Here is a 17,668-nt window from a genome sequence, read left to right as displayed (position 1 = left end):
ACAACCTCCTTCTTATATTAATATTTTCGATTAAATGGCAATATGGGATATCTGGTTAATGTTGCATTTTTAACTGCACCATAACCTGTCTGATAATGTCCCCATGGCTGGGATTTGCAAACATCTACCCAGGTACCATTTATTTTAGCGAAAATATGGCTTGTTTTCTTTTTACTTCTTTTTGATTTGGTTTTTTTCTTTGATTTGGTTACTTTTTGATTGTAAACATAATAAACACCAATTCCTGCTTCTTGCACACCAACAGCATCGCACATATGAAATAGTAAATCTGTTTTACATGCATCATTGCCTTTTTTACGCGCTAATGTTCTAGCTGGCTTTTGATAAAATCCAGTACGGTCTTCAGTTTTAATATTTTTACTAATCCAAGCAGCTATTTCTTTAACTGCCAATACTCCAGTTTTACCCCCAACAATACTTTTAGCTTTAGATTTTACTTTAGATTCAACTTTCCCAGTTTGACTTTTTGGAAATGAACTTCTAGGTATAACTTTACCATTATTTTTTCCAGCACCTTTTTTAGAAACTATTTTTTTTAGAATACCAAAGCTTAAAGTTCCTTTTTTAAGGTTACTAACTCTTGATTTGCTTGAAATTTTAGTTGATTTGGTGATTGTTAGTTTTTTATTTCCACTTTGTCCAAGTACATCGTAACTTGCACCACACTTAGCACAAATGATTCTACCAGTTTTTGCTCCAGTTTCCGTGGTTTTTGTTGGTTTAAAATAACCAGTATCGCTTTTTTTAACCCATTCAAAACCCCAGTATAATTTATCACTATTACAATATGAGCATTTTCTTTCAAAAACAGTTTCAATAAATTTACTACCCCACTTACTTTTATCAGCATTAGTCACTGCTTTTCCAATAGCAATTATTAAATCACCTTTGGATTCCTGATCTTTCAAACCTAAATCGTTATTGGTTACATATTTTCCTTTTGGACTATGTCCATACTTACTCCATTTTAAGTTTTCAATTTTAATTTTTTGACTAGTTTTAGAGTAATAAACACCGGTAACAGTTACATGAGTGGTAATTGTTGATGGTTCATATTCTGTATCTCCACCAAAATTAGCTTCAAATTGATATTCTCCAGGAGCATATTCAAGAGTTAATTTAATTTCTCCGTTACTATTTGTTTTTCGATTATATGTAGTTCCAGTATAAGAAACACTGCCTCCTTCAACTTTTAATAATGTAACACTAACATATTTTCCAGATAATCGATTTTCTTCTTTATCTGCTAATGTAACTTTATATTCGACTTTTTTTGGATATTCTACAATGACATTTTCAGCAGCTAAAGCAGTTTCAGTTTGAATTGTTTTTGTATTCACTTCATAATTAGATAATTCAATACTGTTTACTCCCATGTTGTTTGCGTTTTTCACTGTTTTATTTACAGTTGCAAGTACAAGTTTCTCAAAAGTGGGAATTTTCACATATACTTTGTCATGAACTTCATAGTTGTTGTATAATCCATTTTTGTAATTTGCCACATCAACGTCAATATTCAGCACAGGGTTTCTTTTGTTTTTTAATTTCATGCAAACATCGTTGAATATTGCAAATTTATCAGTATCAGATGTTTCTACAGTTCCGATTTTTACATGATTGTTAGTATCATTTTTATCTAGTTCCAGGTCGGATCTCATGAATATTCTATCATATTCAACTCCAGTATCAGTATCATCTGCCACAAATATTTCCCCAGCATTCTTATTAAATGGAGCATACCAGTAAGCAGTAGCTTTATAATACTCTACTCCTTCAGTATTTGTGTTTTTAACAGCCTTACACCAGTAAGTGCTGTTTTGATTTTCTGGCAGTGAAGGATATGAACTTGCATTGATTTTTTGAACAATCATCGGAACAAGTGATCCCTTTTCAACTTCAAGATTTACCCAATCTTGTATAACATTGTTCAATTGAGTATGTGTTAAATCTTCAATTGTTAAAACTGGTGCGATACCTTTATATGAATCGGTTTCATTTAATTCAAAGTTTATATTCTCAGTATTGCGGCCTAATTCAAGAATATCTTCTTGAATAACTCCTAATGTTGGATTAATACTGTATTGAAAAACGATTCTACTATTAGTAGAATCATATAATTGTAACTCAAGATCATTAAATAAATCAATAGATATATTTGTTTGATTTTCTGTATTTGAAGTCAATACATCATCATTTTCCATTTCCTTTAAAACAGCAATGTTTAAATTTGGTTTATTGTATTTTAATGTGATTTCATAGTCTGTATAGTCATTGTCAAAACCTAGATTTTCAGCTGTTTCTTCAAAAAGAATATTTTCTTGTTGTACTAATCTTAATGTCAAATCTTCAATAGAAACACGATTAACTTGAGTTAAAGGCGCAATAGTGTTATCTCCAGCTTGTATTGTTTCATCAGCGGGAACATTAACACTAACATCTTCTTCAGTTAACGGATAATCATAATCAATAACCACTTCCCACGATTTATCACTGTCATTTGGATTTAAAAAATCAAGATACTTGTGAATAATGTTTTTACAAGGATCTTTTTCATATCTTGTTAGGAATACATTTGAAGTTTCCTCTTCAATAAATCGTAATAGATCCATTAATGTCATTGTAGATTTCGGGTGAATTTTCAATAACTTGTCATTTAAGCAGTCCTGGATAATTCCAATATTGAAATATTCCCCAAACCAATACCCTAATGCATTTCTGTCTAATGTTATTACTCCATCATTTGTAACTGTGAACCCATTTGCAGTTGTGGCTTCATGTTGACTGAATAATGGCACATAATTTAATTCAACAAGTGCGTCTTCTACATCAAAAGTAATGTTGTTCTCTTGATAATAATCACGCTCAATAGTAGTATTAATAACATACAAACATGGTTTCAGTTGTTTATATCCAGCGATATATAGTTTGTTGCCCATTTTGAAGTTTTTCTTTGCAGTTTCAAAATCACTAACAAAATAAACAACAGACAATGTCCTTAACTTCCTTTTTTCACATGTTTCTTCAAGACTAATTAAATCAATATCAAGAAAATCAATGAAATTCTCTTCATGATCCAATAAAACAACAGTCAACACTATAATCATCCTCTTTCAGTATATGAAACTGTTCTTAATGTTGCGTTTTCACATTCAAAATAATATGCACCAATAAGACTGAACCAGTCACTATGCCAATCCACAGCAGAACTAATATTTGTTTCAACATGATCAGAAAGTTCAGTTGAAAATCGTTTTAAAAATAGTTTTTGATTTTCACAATCTACTCTAATAATATCCCCTTCAGTAAAATCAGTGTAATTCAACACCATTGTTTGTTTAGAATTCAACTCACGAATAGTGACTTGATTTACCCCAGGTTCTGGAATTAATTCTAATGTGGGAAATATTTTTGCAATTGAATTAATATTCCCAACAAAAGATGTTACTGTTTCGCGGGTACTAAAACTAGTGCCATCCGGAACAATAAGTTTCAATGTACTACTATAATCAACACTATTAACATCACTATCAATTGGATCTTCCATGATAACACGCCAATATTCCCCAGGATAATGGCTGAATTCTATGTTATTTGGTATTGGTCGGTTCATTTCATCTCTTTTGTTGGTGAATAATTTAGTTATAAGTCTAAGCATGTTTGTTGTTTCTTCAATAGTACAACCATGAATACCAAATTTAATAGTAATTTCTTTTTTATTAATATTTTGTCGGTATGCATTATTTGTATCCGTACCTTCAATATCTAAGTATTTTACATCAGTTTTCAAACCAGCAGGCACATCCACCTCTTCAAGAAACATTCCGTAATTACTTGTATCTTGACCATTAAGATAACATTTTACAAGATAGTCTTTGATTTTATTTACAAAAAATATCAATTCAACATGCTCAATAGTTAAAATTGATTCTGCTGGATTATCCCATGGATCTGAAATTATTATTTCTAATTCCCAGTCATCAAGGTTTTTAAGATCCGCCACATCGAATCCCCATAAATCGAATGCTCCTCCAAGTGAAATTATTCTGTCTTCAGTATTTTTTGTTATTTGAATACTTCTCTCACCAGTCACTCCGTTTGGATTTATTAATTTAACAAGTAATATAACGTTATCTGTAACATCACAAGTTATATTTACTTGAAATCCAAGAATGCTAATTTTTTCAATTGTTTCAATGTCATTAGTATCGAAATCATATAACCTTATGGGATTACTTGATTCAAATGAATTAAGACTTAATTGTGAAAGTGAAGCATCATCAGAGATTATTTTTTTAATGGGTATTGGGAAAATACATTGATTATTATTGGATTCTGCTTCTTTAATTGTAGGTGGAGTAAATTGTATATATGAATGGTTATGATTTCCTTCAATATAATCTCCAACAAAAAGAATGTATACTGGGTAATCCTCATTGTAAATAAACTCAGATGTTAATTGTTCAAAAGTGTTTACTTCATTTACACATTGACTCCAGTAGGATGCATTGTTGTATATTTCTTCAATTGTTAAGTTTTCATAATCGGTAGAATCAGTAGTTACTTCTTGTGCAACACCGTTTTCATCAATTATTGTAGTTGTAGATAGATTTGCTTCAATTGAATTGTTAAATACTCCTATACGGAAGTTTCTTCCCCAATCACGAACATAAGTATCTGGTGTTACTTCTTTTAAATATGATTGAACAAAATATGTGCCTTCACTTAATCTGTCTAATTCTTCACTAGATAATTTCAAAACACCAATATTTGGGACAGTTAAATTACTTGGTTTTACACTAATATTAATTTTTCTTAATAAACCGCTACCTGTTATGTTATCAACATCAAATATTGCAAGACAATATTCTCCAGGGGTTAAGCATTTGAACTTGTTTTGTATTAATCCACCAACCAACATGTATTTTAATGGATAAATTCCCTGTTGGGTTAATGTTGTTACTTTTCTCCAAGATGGTTGTTGGTATATAATTGCATAGACTAAAATGTCTTCTGTACAATTATCAACAGCATAATTCTCAAAACCTCCACCAAGAAAAGCATTACTTTTAATAACACATGCGTATATTTTAACATGATTTTTATTATATGATGGGAAATTTAGATTAACACTAAACTCTTCATTTTGTTTAACTTGTATGAAAAATTCTTCAACTTCCCCAGTGATAATTTGAGGTTCAATTGGTTCGGGTTCTGGAATGGGAGCAGGTTCTGGAGCGGGTACTGGTATTGATTGAAGATTCAAACTAGCAGTATGGCCAGTAGCACTCTCCTTAAATGATAGGTTATGATTTCCATCTGTAGTTATTTTCACACGGAAAACTACACTGGCACTTAGTTTAGATCCAATGTTTGTATTCCATACTTTGCTACTTGATATTGTTCCGTCACCACTTTCTTGCCGAACAAAAGATACACCTGAAGGTAATGTTATATTTACATTAGTTCCACCATTGGTTTGTCCTTTGTTGTTACATGTTAATTTAACAAGGAAATCATCACCAGTATACAATCCCTTAGTTTTACCCGCAGATAAAGTAAAGTTAGGTGAGTTGTATTCGATTATTAGTCTTACATATTGAATTTTGACCTTACCAATATCACTTTTAGTATTTTTTGGGAAATTAATAGTAGCTCCAAAATTACTACTATTTACTGATGACACGTTAAAATTACTTTTCCATGAAACACTAGTTTTAGTCATGGTTTTAGTTAATGCTTTTCCAGTTTTAGCTGATGCACTAACATTTAATAAATCTAGACTAGGTCCTGCAATACTTAAGTTTCCAGTATAACAAGCAGCATATTCTAATGTTATCTTTGTAATTTTAGAACCAGTTGGTATTTTTGTTTTATAATTTTTAGTGGTTAGTGTGGATGGTCTGTTATGTGTTCCACTGCTACTTGCAATGTCTGATTCTGAAATCGCATAACTTGATGTGTTATTTTTTATATTATTTAAATTTGTGAATTCTCGAAATTTAGTGTTTGATGAACTACTTTGAGAAATAGTGCTGGGATAAACAGTTTTACTTGACATGGTTACATTTTCACTCCAATATTCTCTTTGCAATAATATTTCTTATTCTGGAAGGGCCATATTGACTAACAGTATTATGTCTTGCTCCGCAGGATATTTGTTGCCAGTTAGGTAAATTAACTAGTTCAACAGTTGCATTTTTATTTAACTTAACAGATTCTATTCTAGCATGTGTTTCATCAATTTTTGTTATTTTTATGTCAAACCAATCAATAGCTCCATCATAAGGGCCTGCGTATGCTGATGTACCTGGGAAACTTCCTTCCCAAGTGGTTAGTGCATTTGTTCCACCACCTCCACCTCCATTATATGAAGAGTTAACATCCGCTAAAAGAATTATGCCTGTGTATCTTATGTTGTCGTGCCTGAATTCGAATGATAATTCCCATTTTTCAATATTTGGAAATCCTCCATTTATGATAAATCCTTTTCCAACACTTTCTCCGTTTGCTTCATTATACGAATGACAGTATTTTGCTCCTGTTGTCCCGTCTAAAGCCGGTTTGAATAAGTAATCTTCAATAATGTAAGTTCCGTGTAGATTCATGTATTCAGCGGTTATTGTTGCATCTCCAATTCCTTGTGAATTATAGGTGTATGTTGCTTTACCCTCATTATCTGTGTTAACTGTGGTTAAAATTGTGTTTCCTTGTTTAAATGTGATTGGTTTGTTAACATTGTCTGATGTGAACAATGTGGCGGTTAAAGTACAGTATTCTTCTCCATTACTTATGTTAGGGTAGTATAATATTTGTTTGCCTGCTGTTTTAGTAAGTGTTAGACTTCCTTCCAGTACACTAAAATTGATATGTGCATCACTTGAAGTATAATAGTTATCTTCATAATGTATGTTTAAACTATATTGACCTACGTTTAGTCCAGTTAGTGTTGTTGAGAATGAACCATCATTACCTGTAGTGATAGATGCCAAGACCTCATTATTGTTCCTCAAGTTTATGTTTTGATGGATTAATGGTTCTCCATCATCACTAGTTAAAACACCCCTAACATTTACCACATCTCCAGAATAATATATTTGATTATTTGCTGGAGAATTAATATTTAAAACACTTGTTTCTTTATTTATATCTCGTGTTATTTCACTGGAAACTGAATTTTCATAGTTATCATTTCCATCAAAAATTAATTGGAAACTATGTGTACCTAAGTTTACTGGGGTTTGAGTAAAAGTCACTATTCCCTCAGTATTAGTGATTTGTGTATCAACAACAGTATCTCCGACCTTTAACTTAATATTAACATTACTTATAGGGGTGTTTTCTTCATTGTGTAATGTTCCAGTAATATTAAACTCATCACTATAAACTAATGATAATGGCACATTAATACTAAGTACAGTATTGGCTTTTGTTTTCACTGGTATTACACTAAAAACTTGAGAAGTTACTAATCCTACTGTTTCTTCACTTTCAGATATTATGCTTTGATATCCTATGAAATCATAAAAAGATTTTGGGGAAACTATATTCCCCAATCCTCTTATCTTTTTAACATCGACAATTAACTTATCCACTTATAATTCCTCCCGCACGTGCATTCTTTTTATTTAATTTGATTTTTTCTTTTAAATCCAAATCTTGGAAGTGTTTCTCTTTAACCAGTAACTTGATTAATTTTATTAACCAAGATTCGTCTTCAGGTGCTTCATTGATTAATCTAGCCACTTCTGCAGCAGAAACTCCTTCTGGTAAATCAATGAATTTATGAATATGTTCAACAGTTACTTTACCTTTGATTTCCACATCATCATCACTAGAATTGTTATCCACTACAAGAGTAGAATCATTTTTAGATTTAATAGCATCAATAAATTCACCAAAGCTTAATCCTCTTGGAGCAGGTCCAGCATGACTAGCAGCAGGAGTCCAATTTCTTTGATTCATCCAACCGGTAGTATCCATTTTATGCCCTGCAACATTAGCCCAGAAATGTCCGGTCTTACCCCAATGCCCATGAACTTTACTGGCCGGTAAGCCCATACTGTGAGCCATTGCAATTAATGCGTCACTTGAATCACTACAATTCATACCCCCACCAGCAAATGCTCTTTGCCATGAACCATACTTATTACTATCGTAATAAAATTCATAATGACATTGACTAAATACATCTTCAGCCATGCTTTTAAATGTGGCAAAGTCTATTTTTGGTGTTCCGTTTAGGAATTCTTTCACTTTGAATCCATGGCTGGTTTGATATTTACCTATTATTTTAGGTCCTTTCATTCCCCAGTTTTTTGAGGTATCTTTGATTTTTTGTACATGTTTGCTTACACCAGTAGTCCATCCAGCACCACGATTTTTTAGATCTTCTAGACCAATTGGTATTTTTATATTTCCACTTCTTATTAAATCAGGTACGGAAAATTTATTATTTTTACCACTAGTAGGTAATAGTATTATTAGATAAATTTAATGAAGAACCGGTTTTCCATATGTACATAGCATTAGTGTAATTTGCAGCTTCATTATCAACGAATGCTGAATTAGAAATACTAGTATTTCCAGAAGCCGAAATGGCTCCGCCAGTATTAGCACTATTGCCTGTAAAGTCACAATTTTTTATTATAATAGTAGTTTCATAAGCGTCAATAGCTCCTCCTACAATTTCAGCAGAGTTTTCTTCAAATCTGGAGTTAATTATAGTTACTTCGTTAAATTCAATAGATATTGCTCCTCCTTGAGCATTAGAAGTATTTGTTACACTATTTTTAATAAAAGTACAATTATCTATTAAACATTCATCTGCATTATATAATATAGAAATAGCGCCGCCTGCTGCAGTATATCCGTTACTGCCAACACCAGTTGCCATGTTTTTAGTAAATATTGAATTCAAAATAGTATAAGATGATTTTTCAATATGAACTGTACCTGCATAAGCAACGTTATTAGTGAAGTTACAAGCATCTATTTTAATATTTTTACTTGTAGAACCTGAAACCGGTAAAGCAGTAATTGCACTACCATAGATACCGGTGTTGTTTTCAAATAATGTATTGGTAATATGAGCTTCTGAACTAAGTAAGTTAATAGCTCCATTAGTTAAATCATTATTAGTACGACTCATAGATTTATTACCATTATTAGTAATTCTAGAGTCAGTTATAGTTATATTTGAATTTATAGCATGAATTGCTGCGCCACCAGTATCATCATTCTTAGTCAAATCACGAACTATATTATTATCAAAAGTAGAACCAAATACATTAACATTGCCTCCCTCATCATATATTGCACCACCACTTTTAGTAGCAGTGTTATTTATTAAATAAGAATGAGAAATGGCTAAATTTCCATTATTATAAATAGCCCCACCATATTCAGCATTTCCATTAATCAAAGTTACACCAATTAAAGTTAAAGTGCAACCAGATTGAACCTTAAAAATTCCACCTTTGTTGTCTGCATCAATTTTATGATTATTACCAAAAAGGGTAACATTTTTTGAAATTAATACATCATATTCTCCATCAACACGAACATAATCGGAGGATAATGATACTAATCCTCCATTGTCAATAGTTGATTGAAGTGAAGTGAAATTATTTCCATTCTCCTCATCAGACAATATCTCAAAATCGTTTGTTGATTGAACAACATTGTTTTCTACATCAGAACTTACATCCAACATAGAATCCTCAACTTGAGCAATTTCTAATTCTGAAGAATTGTCAGCTGCAGAAACTGCAGCAATTGATATAGTCATTATCAAAATTATCAATAATGATATCTTAAATTTCTTCATTACATAACCTCTTTAATTGATTTAATACATATAATTATAAATCAACATCTTATATATAAAATACACATAATATATATACTTAACTAAATAATTTTTATGATGTTTGCAATATTGTAATTATTATGTTTAAAAAATTTTAATAAAATTATAAATTTTTAAAAAAATATAAAAATACTGATTTTTTATAATTTTTTCATGATAAATAATTCCTTTGTTTATTTTTAAATTAAGGTTTACCAAAAGATTAAAGCAGCATAACTTTTTCAAACAAATTTACCGCAAAAATAAATAGTAACAAATGTAATATTTATTGACTAAAATTTGAAAAAAGGTAATACTTAGAATTTTAAATACCAAAATTAATTAAATAAACAATATAATACTATATAACTATGAGAATTATTTTAGCAGGAACAGGCAGTGCAGTTGGAAAAACAACTGTTGCAACTGGAATAATGAAAGCTTTAAGTGAAAAATATAATGTCCAACCATTTAAAGTTGGACCCGACTATATTGACCCATCCTACCACACACTTGCTACCGGCAATACATCAAGAAATCTGGATTCGTTTTTCATGAAAGAAGGGCAAGTTAGAGATTCTTTCTTAAAAGGAATGAAAGGCAAAGATATTGCTGTGATTGAGGGCGTTAGAGGACTATATGAAGGAATCGATTCAATTAATGATATTGGAAGTACCGCAAGTATTGCAAAATCCCTAGAAGCACCAGTAATACTGATTATTAATTCTAGAAGTCTTGTTAAAAGTGCTGCTGCACTTGTTTTAGGTTTTAAAAGTCTTGACCCAGAAATCAATATTGCGGGAGTTATTTTAAATAAAGTTAAAAATAACGCACATTACGAAAAGACTAAAAGATCAATTGAAGAAATTACCAATACTGAAGTTATCGGCGGCATTAAAAGAGATGACGATATTTCAATTGAACAAAGACATTTAGGCCTTGTTCCAGCACGGGAGAAGGAAACTTCAATTAAATTTATTGATATTTGGTCTAAAACCATTAAAGAATCAATTGACTTAGACAGATTAGTTGAAATAGCTAAATCAGCTCCAAAAATAAATTCAAAAACAATTCCAATTTGGAATAAACTAAATAAACAAAGTGTTAAAATTGCAGTTGCTTATGACGAAGTGTTTAATTTTTACTATAAAGAAAACATTGAATCTTTAGAAGCGAACAATGCCAAAATACAATATTTCTCACCTTTAAATGATGAAGGCCTACCTGATGCTGATGGCCTTTATATCGGTGGAGGATATCCTGAATTATTCTCAAAAGAACTATCACAAAATTCTCAAATGTTAAGGGACATTAAACAGTTCCATGATGAATCAAGACCTATTTTTGCTGAATGTGGAGGTTTGATGTATTTAATGGATGCTATTCATGATGATAAACAAGTTGGAATTTATCCATATAAATCTGTCTTAACCGATAGAGTGCAAGCATTAAAATATACCGTTGCTGAAGTGCAAGAAGATAATATTATTTCAAAGAAAGGAGAAGTCTTCAATGGACATGAATTCCACTATTCAAAAGTTATTGTTGATAATTTAAAAAATCCCTTGGCTTTTAAAGTCACAAGAGGAAAAGGTTCTTATAACCTACAAGATGGTTTTATGGAAAAAAACACTCTTGCAAGTTATGTTCACACACATGTTGCAGCTATGCCTAATTTTGGAGGTAATTTAGCAATTTCTGCAAGAGAATTGGGAGATTAAAATGAAAAACCATGATTTTTTTAATCCATCAATTGCAGTAGTTGCTATTTTGGCATTTCTCGCAATGGGCTATATTGGCTCATTTAACTACCGATTCGAAGATCCATTAAATTCAAATGTGATTTTAACCGTTATTTTTTCCTGTACAGTATTTATAATATCTTTGATAACAGTCCAATACAAAATAACTCTTGAATCATCTGAAATTGACTATTTAAGTGAAAAGTTACTTTTAATTTTAACTATTGTTGCATTAATCTTACAAGCACTTAATCTTGTTTTGCTCGGAGGAATTCCTCTTTTTAACAGCGAATTAAAAGCAAATGCTACAACCAATATTTGGAGAATCGCTTATCCATTATTTTTAATAGGCGTTAACTTTTTACTTGCCAAATATTATAATCGGAAATATTTAATTTTAGTAATGCTTGGAGCTTTAATATTCGGCTTAAACGGTTATAGAACATCTGTTTTAGGAATTTTAGGAAGTACATTTATCACACTATATTATTTAGATAAAATATCAAGGAAATTTGGAATACTATTTATTGCAATAATAATAGCTGGAATTGCCGGTATTGGTTATATTGCATCTCAATCAATTATAGGTCAAACATGGACATTGAACCCATTAGAATTAATATTTTACCGCGCAGGATTTACTTTAGAAGTATTTGAAAAGATCATTCCACTTGCAGGAACAACAAACGGTAAAATATTATCAATGATTTTCTCATCAGGAAGTCCTAGAACATTTATCGGTGAATATGTCCTGCATTATACCGTATGTTTAACATCAACTTTATTTGGTCCGGTGATGCTTGATTTTGGATATGTCGGCCTTACAGTTCAAATGTTATTTATGGGAACATTTTTAGGATTAATACATAAAATAAAAAAAGGCATTGGAATCGGAATATATTCCATTATTTTGACACATACGCTAATTTGGATAGAAACAGGTCCTACAGACATCATGATTTGGTTTTTATACTTAATTGGATTGATTTATTTAATTATAATTTACAGAAAAGGAAAGAGTGGAGTGAAATTAAAAACCCAACCCAAATGAAAAATCCTAATATTAATCTTTTTATACAAAAATTAATATGATTAAAATTATTAATGAAATAAAGAATATGAATGTTCCTTTTACAATAAAGTCAGCATTCCTATCAATATAGAATGATCCCCCATATGATAGAGCTAAGGCAGCGAACATTTCTATTAAACCTGTCATGCCTGAATCCATTCCAATTAATTTCCCTGCAATAAATGAAATCAAGTATGAAAAGATCACTACTAAAATAATTAAGCCGATTGGATTGCTAATAATTTTAAAGAATAATGAATCAGGCCCAAAATGACTTTTTCTTGTATCATAATTATATAAATTAGTTTGACCATAATGTCCTCTATTTCTAGATGGTGCCCTATTTAAAAATCCACCTCTAGGTTCATCAAGTTGTCTATTTAAAAACCTTGTTCTTGACCTAGGCTCATCAACTTGTCTGTATAAGGTATTTTTATAAACATGTGGATTAGCATCCCTTCTCTGCATTATATACTCCATATCTGAAGCATCATAACTGTATTCTGGATAGTCTTCTTCAATATAACCAGATGCACCGCCATCATATGGTGTATTATCAAGAGTTGTTTGTTTAGTTCTGTCCTGATATTTCTTAGCCAATTCAAGTAAATTATCCCTGTCAACTAATTTAATATTTTTTCTAATTGCATAGTTTTTAGCTTGTTCAGAAAAATATGCTGAGGTCACAATAGTTACTTTAGAAGCTTTAATACTCTTTTGTACATCTTCCATTTCTTTTAAAACATCGACACCAATCTGAAATTCTTTATCATAATTTTTACATGCTACAACTACCCCAAAATCCCCAATTGTAGTGGGTAGAATAGCATATATGTCAATGACTTTCTGTGAGGTTTTAAAATTCTTATAAACCTTAAAACCAGAATCTTCCATTACCTTCGCTATAAAATTAATCAATTGTGGTTTTTCCAAGTTTCCACCCATATGTGTTTTTTAAATGATTATTATATTTTATAGATTAAATTGTTATTAAACCTTTTTATATTTCATTGCAACCTAAAATTATTTTAACAAAGTATGCTATTAATAAATATATGAAAGCGTTAATTAGTAATGATGATGGAATAACCGCTTCAGGAATCCTTGCTTGTAAAAAGGCCATTGAAGATTTATGTGAAACCTATGTCATAGCTCCTGAAACTCAACAAAGTGGAATTGGTCATGCGTTAACATTGTATGACCCTTTAAGAATAAATGAATATACCTTAAAAGACGGGAGTAAAGGTTTAGGAGTTGAAGGAACACCAACTGATGCTGTAACACTAGCTTTATTTGAAATAATGGATGAAAAACCTGATATAATGATTTCAGGAATAAATACTGGTTTTAATATTGGTAAAGCAGAACTTACAACATCTGGAACACTAGGAGCCGCTATTGAATCTGCAACTTTTGGAATTCCAACAATTGCAATATCCCAGGAAGTTACTCGTGACGATATTAAGTTTGAAAATGGAGACATAGAAGTTAATTTTGATTTTGCTGAAAAAATGCTTAACAAACTGACTAAAATTGTTTTAAAAAAAGGTTTACCTGAAGGAATCGACTTGTTAAACGTTAATATTCCTGCTAATCCTTCAGACGATTCATTTAAAATTGTTAACTTATGCGAAAGGATGTATACTCCACATGTTGAAAAACGCCTAGATCCCCGTGGAAAACCATATTATTGGATTGGTGGTGAACCTTATGAATCATACGAATCTAAAAGTGACGGTTATGCTTTACATAATTTAGGAAAAACTACAATAACTCCAATAAAAATCGATATGACTGGAGATATGGCATCATTACATGAATGGTTAGATTAAAATACTTATAAATTTAAATCTTTAAGTATTTTATCTCTTTCTTCTCTAAGTTCTCCTAAAACTTTCTCATCAGTACAACCTTCTTGTTTAAGTTTGGCTATTGTACGGGTAATAGCTTCTAAATTACTTTCTAATTGATTAATTACCATAATATATATTATAAACATTAAAGTATTTAAAGTTGAAAAACTAATGTAAAAATAGAATATTCAAGGATTTGAAATAATGAGTGATGATACTGTAAACAAACTTTTTAGTCAATTTAAAAATAAATATGTAAGTGTTGATTTAAGAGGAAATTATCAAACCGAAGGTAAAGTGGTGGCTATTGACAATTACTTAAATCTTGTATTAGAAAATAATAATAACCTTGAAACCATTAAAGGCGGAAATATAATATTTATAAATTTAAAAGAAGATTAGATATTAACTTTAACACCCAATATCTCTTTTTCACCATTATAAACATCCATTGCAATTTGAGCTGCGCCAATCGCTCCTGATTCTGCTGAAATTATTCTTAAATCATATTTATCTTTAAAGTACTTATTAATCTCATCTTTAAAGTTAAATGGTTCAGCCGCACTCCCAATAGAACCGGTTAATACAACCCCTTCAATTTCATTTTCGCAAACAATCTCCAAACCAGCTATTTCCATTGCAACAGTCATTATTAATGTATCGATTGCAAGTTTAGCTTTCTCATCGCCTTCACGATAATTATCTAAAAGTTGATTTTTCATATTGGAAACTTTTCCATCAATACCTGCTATTTTAATAGCGCCTGCATGTGAAAAACATGTATTAGCTGATGCATCGTTCTCATCAATATCGCGAAGCATTTCTAAATCAAGCGGTCCATGAACAACACCCATTGCACCTAAACATGCATCAACAGCCCCTTTAATTTTACCGTTTTCAATTAAAATATCAACACTGTTAGATGATATGTCCGCAACGATGAAATTACTCCACCCAGTTTCTTTTATAGCATTATATGAAATGCTGACCTTTTCTGGACTTGTCTGATGTGAATAAGCTGCCCTAAACAGTTTATCTAAAGATTCAGAGTCTTTATGAAGACCGGGAATCATGACTGAAGGAATATCCAATTGTTCAAGTTCGCTGAATACGGATGTTCCGCCGCCGGTTACTTTACCTGCACCATTAATTGACAATATCCCCCGATTTTTAACTTTATCCGTTGGCAAAATCTGATTAATTCCGTCACCCATTGCATATGTAATTGCCATTAATTTAACATCACTGAAATCCACACGCTTTTTAAGTTCTTCTGATGCAGAAATCAGACCGTCTTTACTTTCCTCCCTTCCAATTTTAAAAACATCAATAACATCCCCCCCATCAGACATTATGCAAAAAGAGATTCCAGTTGTTCCATGGTCCATTCCAATAAATACCATGATTACCACACTAAAAATATATTAAAAATAAAATAAAAAAAAGAAAAAAGGCATTTAATCGTCTTTTTGTAATCCACAAGCTTTTCTTAATCTTTTACCAACAATTTCAATGTTTTTTTGACCTTCGGCTGCACGCATTTCTTTTAAGTTAGCTCCATTAGTTGCGTTTTCTTCAGCCCATTGTTTTTTGAATGTGCCATCTTGTATTTGTTTTAAAGCTACTTTCATACCTTCTCTAGCTTCATCAGTGATAATGGTTTTACCTCTAGTTAATCCACCGTATTCAGCGGTGTTACTGACATCTGTCCACATTCCTTCGAAACCTTTTTCGTAGATTAAATCAACGATTAGTTTTACTTCGTGACAAGTTTCAAAGTAAGCGATTTCAGGTTGGTAACCAGCTTCAACTAAAGTTGTAAATCCCGCGTTGATTAATTCAGTAACTCCTCCGCACAATACAGTTTGTTCACCGAACAAATCAGTTTCAGTTTCTTCTTTAAATGTAGTTTCTAAAACACCAGCTTTGGTTAAACCACATGCTTTTGCCATACCTAATGCCAATTGTAAAGCGTCACCAGTTGCATCTTGTTCAACTGCTACCAAACCAGGAATACCAAATCCTTCTTCATAAGTTCTTCTTACCATTGATCCCGGTCCTTTTGGGGCAAACATTACAATATTTACGTCTTCTCCAGGTTTAATTAATTTAAAGTGAATATTGTAACCATGAGAGAAAGAAATAGTGTTTCCAGCTTCAACATAAGGTGCAATTTGCTCTGCATATACCTTTTCTTGGATTTCATCCGGAAGCAAAATGTGAATAATGTCCGCTTCAGCAGCTGCATCTTCAATGGTTTTTACAGTCATGCCATCTTCTTTAACTAAATCCCAAGAATTACCATTTTCCCTTACACCAACAATAACGTTAGCTCCACTATCAGCCATATTTCTAGATTGAGCTATTCCTTGTGAACCATAACCTATTACTGCAATGGTTTTTCCTTCAAGAGCATCTGTATTTACATCGTCGTCATAATACATTTTCATAATATCACTTGTTAAAAATTAAGATATCTTAAAATATCACTTAATAATTATGATTGTTAATTATTAATAAAAGTAACTAAAAGATTTGTGTTTATGAATACTTTCACACTCTCGGCACGTAATTTTTATACATCCTAGTATATAAGTTGTTATGAAAATATCCCTAACATTTTTAGAATGCTCATAGCGAATGAAACGAACAAGTTTTGCAATCTTGACTACACGATTTAAAAATAGGAAATCTGCATCTATAATATAATATGTCATAGATTATTAAGATAATTTGCATTAAAAAAAGTTTTATAATTGACATGTCCTCATAAATATTAATTGCAATGAGGAGAAAAAATTCATCCAAAAATAAAATCATATATGAAATACCTGCAACGGATATGATTTCGATAAATCACCAATTTATGAAGTCCAAATCTAATTAATTTATGGTCATTTATATAATTTTTAATAAGTGTCCCTTTCTAATTTAATTATTGCTATGGTAATTATAAATAGTATTAATAAAATTAACCCAAACCAATTAAAATACCAAAAAATTGAAAATAAACAAATAACGCTATATAAAATACATAATTGATTATTATTTTTAATTTTATATGACGATATGTAAATAATTAATGACAATGAGATGTCAACAATAGTTGTTATAATTAATGGTATTATCAAAT

General features: G+C 31.0%; 13 protein-coding genes. 4 read left to right on the top strand and 9 right to left on the bottom strand.

The window, feature by feature from the left end; all coding sequences use genetic code 11:
* Positions 1-17 precede the first annotated feature (17 nt).
* From Q9968_RS04160 to Q9968_RS04140, 5 genes are all read right to left on the bottom strand, one after another.
* Positions 18-3,113, bottom strand: a complete 3,096-nt coding sequence (locus Q9968_RS04160; RefSeq protein ID WP_305513772.1) for a hypothetical protein — start codon at positions 3,111-3,113, stop codon at positions 18-20.
* An 8-nt stretch (positions 3,114-3,121) separates the two neighbouring features.
* On the bottom strand, positions 3,122-6,079 hold the full coding sequence (locus Q9968_RS04155) for a phage distal tail protein (protein WP_305513770.1): 2,958 nt from the start codon (positions 6,077-6,079) through the stop codon (positions 3,122-3,124).
* 10 nt (positions 6,080-6,089) lie between these two features.
* Positions 6,090-7,613: an Ig-like domain repeat protein gene (locus Q9968_RS04150; RefSeq protein ID WP_305513769.1), complete on the bottom strand. Its 1,524-nt coding sequence runs from the start codon at positions 7,611-7,613 to the stop codon at positions 6,090-6,092.
* Positions 7,606-8,325: a hypothetical protein gene (locus tag Q9968_RS04145; protein WP_305513767.1), complete on the bottom strand. Its 720-nt coding sequence runs from the start codon at positions 8,323-8,325 to the stop codon at positions 7,606-7,608. The genes Q9968_RS04150 and Q9968_RS04145 overlap by 8 nt, the downstream gene beginning before the upstream one ends.
* 157 nt (positions 8,326-8,482) lie before the next feature.
* On the bottom strand, positions 8,483-9,847 hold the full coding sequence (locus Q9968_RS04140; protein ID WP_305513765.1) for a hypothetical protein: 1,365 nt from the start codon (positions 9,845-9,847) through the stop codon (positions 8,483-8,485).
* 392 nt (positions 9,848-10,239) lie between these two features.
* On the opposite strand from Q9968_RS04140, the gene cfbB reads away from it, so the two are divergent.
* A complete protein-coding gene (gene cfbB, locus Q9968_RS04135) occupies positions 10,240-11,589 on the top strand; it encodes a Ni-sirohydrochlorin a,c-diamide synthase (RefSeq protein WP_305513763.1) in 1,350 nt (449 codons plus the stop codon).
* Between the two features lies 1 nt (position 11,590).
* The gene (locus Q9968_RS04130; RefSeq protein ID WP_305513761.1) at positions 11,591-12,661 is read left to right on the top strand and encodes an oligosaccharide repeat unit polymerase family protein; all 1,071 of its coding nucleotides are present in this window, start codon (positions 11,591-11,593) and stop codon (positions 12,659-12,661) included.
* Between the two features lie 21 nt (positions 12,662-12,682).
* Here the strand turns inward: Q9968_RS04130 and Q9968_RS04125 are convergent, their stop codons facing one another.
* Entirely contained in the window at positions 12,683-13,615 is a 933-nt protein-coding gene (locus tag Q9968_RS04125) for a restriction endonuclease (protein WP_305513760.1), read from the bottom strand.
* A 122-nt stretch (positions 13,616-13,737) separates the two neighbouring features.
* On the opposite strand from Q9968_RS04125, the gene surE reads away from it, so the two are divergent.
* Positions 13,738-14,514 carry a 5'/3'-nucleotidase SurE gene (gene surE, locus Q9968_RS04120; protein ID WP_305513758.1) on the top strand — a complete coding sequence of 259 codons (777 nt, stop codon included), beginning with the start codon at positions 13,738-13,740 and terminating at the stop codon, positions 14,512-14,514.
* Positions 14,515-14,519: 5 nt separating this feature from the next.
* Here surE and Q9968_RS04115 read toward each other — a convergent pair whose 3' ends face one another.
* Positions 14,520-14,663, bottom strand: coding sequence for a hypothetical protein (locus tag Q9968_RS04115; RefSeq protein ID WP_305513756.1), 144 nt, complete (start codon positions 14,661-14,663; stop codon positions 14,520-14,522).
* A 76-nt stretch (positions 14,664-14,739) separates the two neighbouring features.
* On the opposite strand from Q9968_RS04115, the gene Q9968_RS04110 reads away from it, so the two are divergent.
* Positions 14,740-14,937 (top strand): LSM domain-containing protein, encoded by a 198-nt coding sequence (locus Q9968_RS04110; RefSeq protein ID WP_305513754.1) that lies wholly within the window; start codon positions 14,740-14,742, stop codon positions 14,935-14,937.
* Here the strand turns inward: Q9968_RS04110 and Q9968_RS04105 are convergent.
* Both Q9968_RS04105 and ilvC read right to left on the bottom strand, forming a co-directional pair.
* Positions 14,934-15,938, bottom strand: coding sequence for a methanogenesis marker 12 protein (locus Q9968_RS04105; protein ID WP_305513752.1), 1,005 nt, complete (start codon positions 15,936-15,938; stop codon positions 14,934-14,936). The two genes, Q9968_RS04110 and Q9968_RS04105, sit on opposite strands and share 4 nt — an antisense overlap.
* A gap of 54 nt (positions 15,939-15,992) precedes the next feature.
* A complete protein-coding gene (ilvC, locus tag Q9968_RS04100; protein ID WP_305513750.1) occupies positions 15,993-16,985 on the bottom strand; it encodes a ketol-acid reductoisomerase in 993 nt (330 codons plus the stop codon).
* Positions 16,986-17,668: the final 683 nt, after the last annotated feature.

The sequence above is a fragment of the Methanobrevibacter sp. V14 genome (genome assembly GCF_963082475.1).
Classification (GTDB): Archaea; Methanobacteriota; Methanobacteria; order Methanobacteriales; family Methanobacteriaceae; genus Methanocatella.
The sequence above is the reverse complement of the archived record's forward strand: the minus strand, read 5'-3'. Positions and strand labels throughout refer to the sequence as shown.

What these genes read in the sequence shown, in the direction of transcription:
- Q9968_RS04155 (WP_305513770.1), bottom strand. Translation starts at nt 6,079, where the DNA reads ATGTCAAGTAAAACTGTTTATCCCAGCACTATTTCTCAAAGTAGTTCA.
- Q9968_RS04145 (WP_305513767.1), bottom strand. Translation starts at nt 8,325, where the DNA reads ATGAAAGGACCTAAAATAATAGGTAAATATCAAACCAGCCATGGATTC.
- Q9968_RS04140 (WP_305513765.1), bottom strand. Translation starts at nt 9,847, where the DNA reads ATGAAGAAATTTAAGATATCATTATTGATAATTTTGATAATGACTATA.
- cfbB (WP_305513763.1), top strand. Translation starts at nt 10,240, where the DNA reads ATGAGAATTATTTTAGCAGGAACAGGCAGTGCAGTTGGAAAAACAACT.
- Q9968_RS04130 (WP_305513761.1), top strand. Translation starts at nt 11,591, where the DNA reads ATGAAAAACCATGATTTTTTTAATCCATCAATTGCAGTAGTTGCTATT.
- surE (WP_305513758.1), top strand. Translation starts at nt 13,738, where the DNA reads ATGAAAGCGTTAATTAGTAATGATGATGGAATAACCGCTTCAGGAATC.
- Q9968_RS04115 (WP_305513756.1), bottom strand. Translation starts at nt 14,663, where the DNA reads ATGGTAATTAATCAATTAGAAAGTAATTTAGAAGCTATTACCCGTACA.
- Q9968_RS04110 (WP_305513754.1), top strand. Translation starts at nt 14,740, where the DNA reads ATGAGTGATGATACTGTAAACAAACTTTTTAGTCAATTTAAAAATAAA.
- Q9968_RS04105 (WP_305513752.1), bottom strand. Translation starts at nt 15,938, where the DNA reads ATGGTATTTATTGGAATGGACCATGGAACAACTGGAATCTCTTTTTGC.
- ilvC (WP_305513750.1), bottom strand. Translation starts at nt 16,985, where the DNA reads ATGAAAATGTATTATGACGACGATGTAAATACAGATGCTCTTGAAGGA.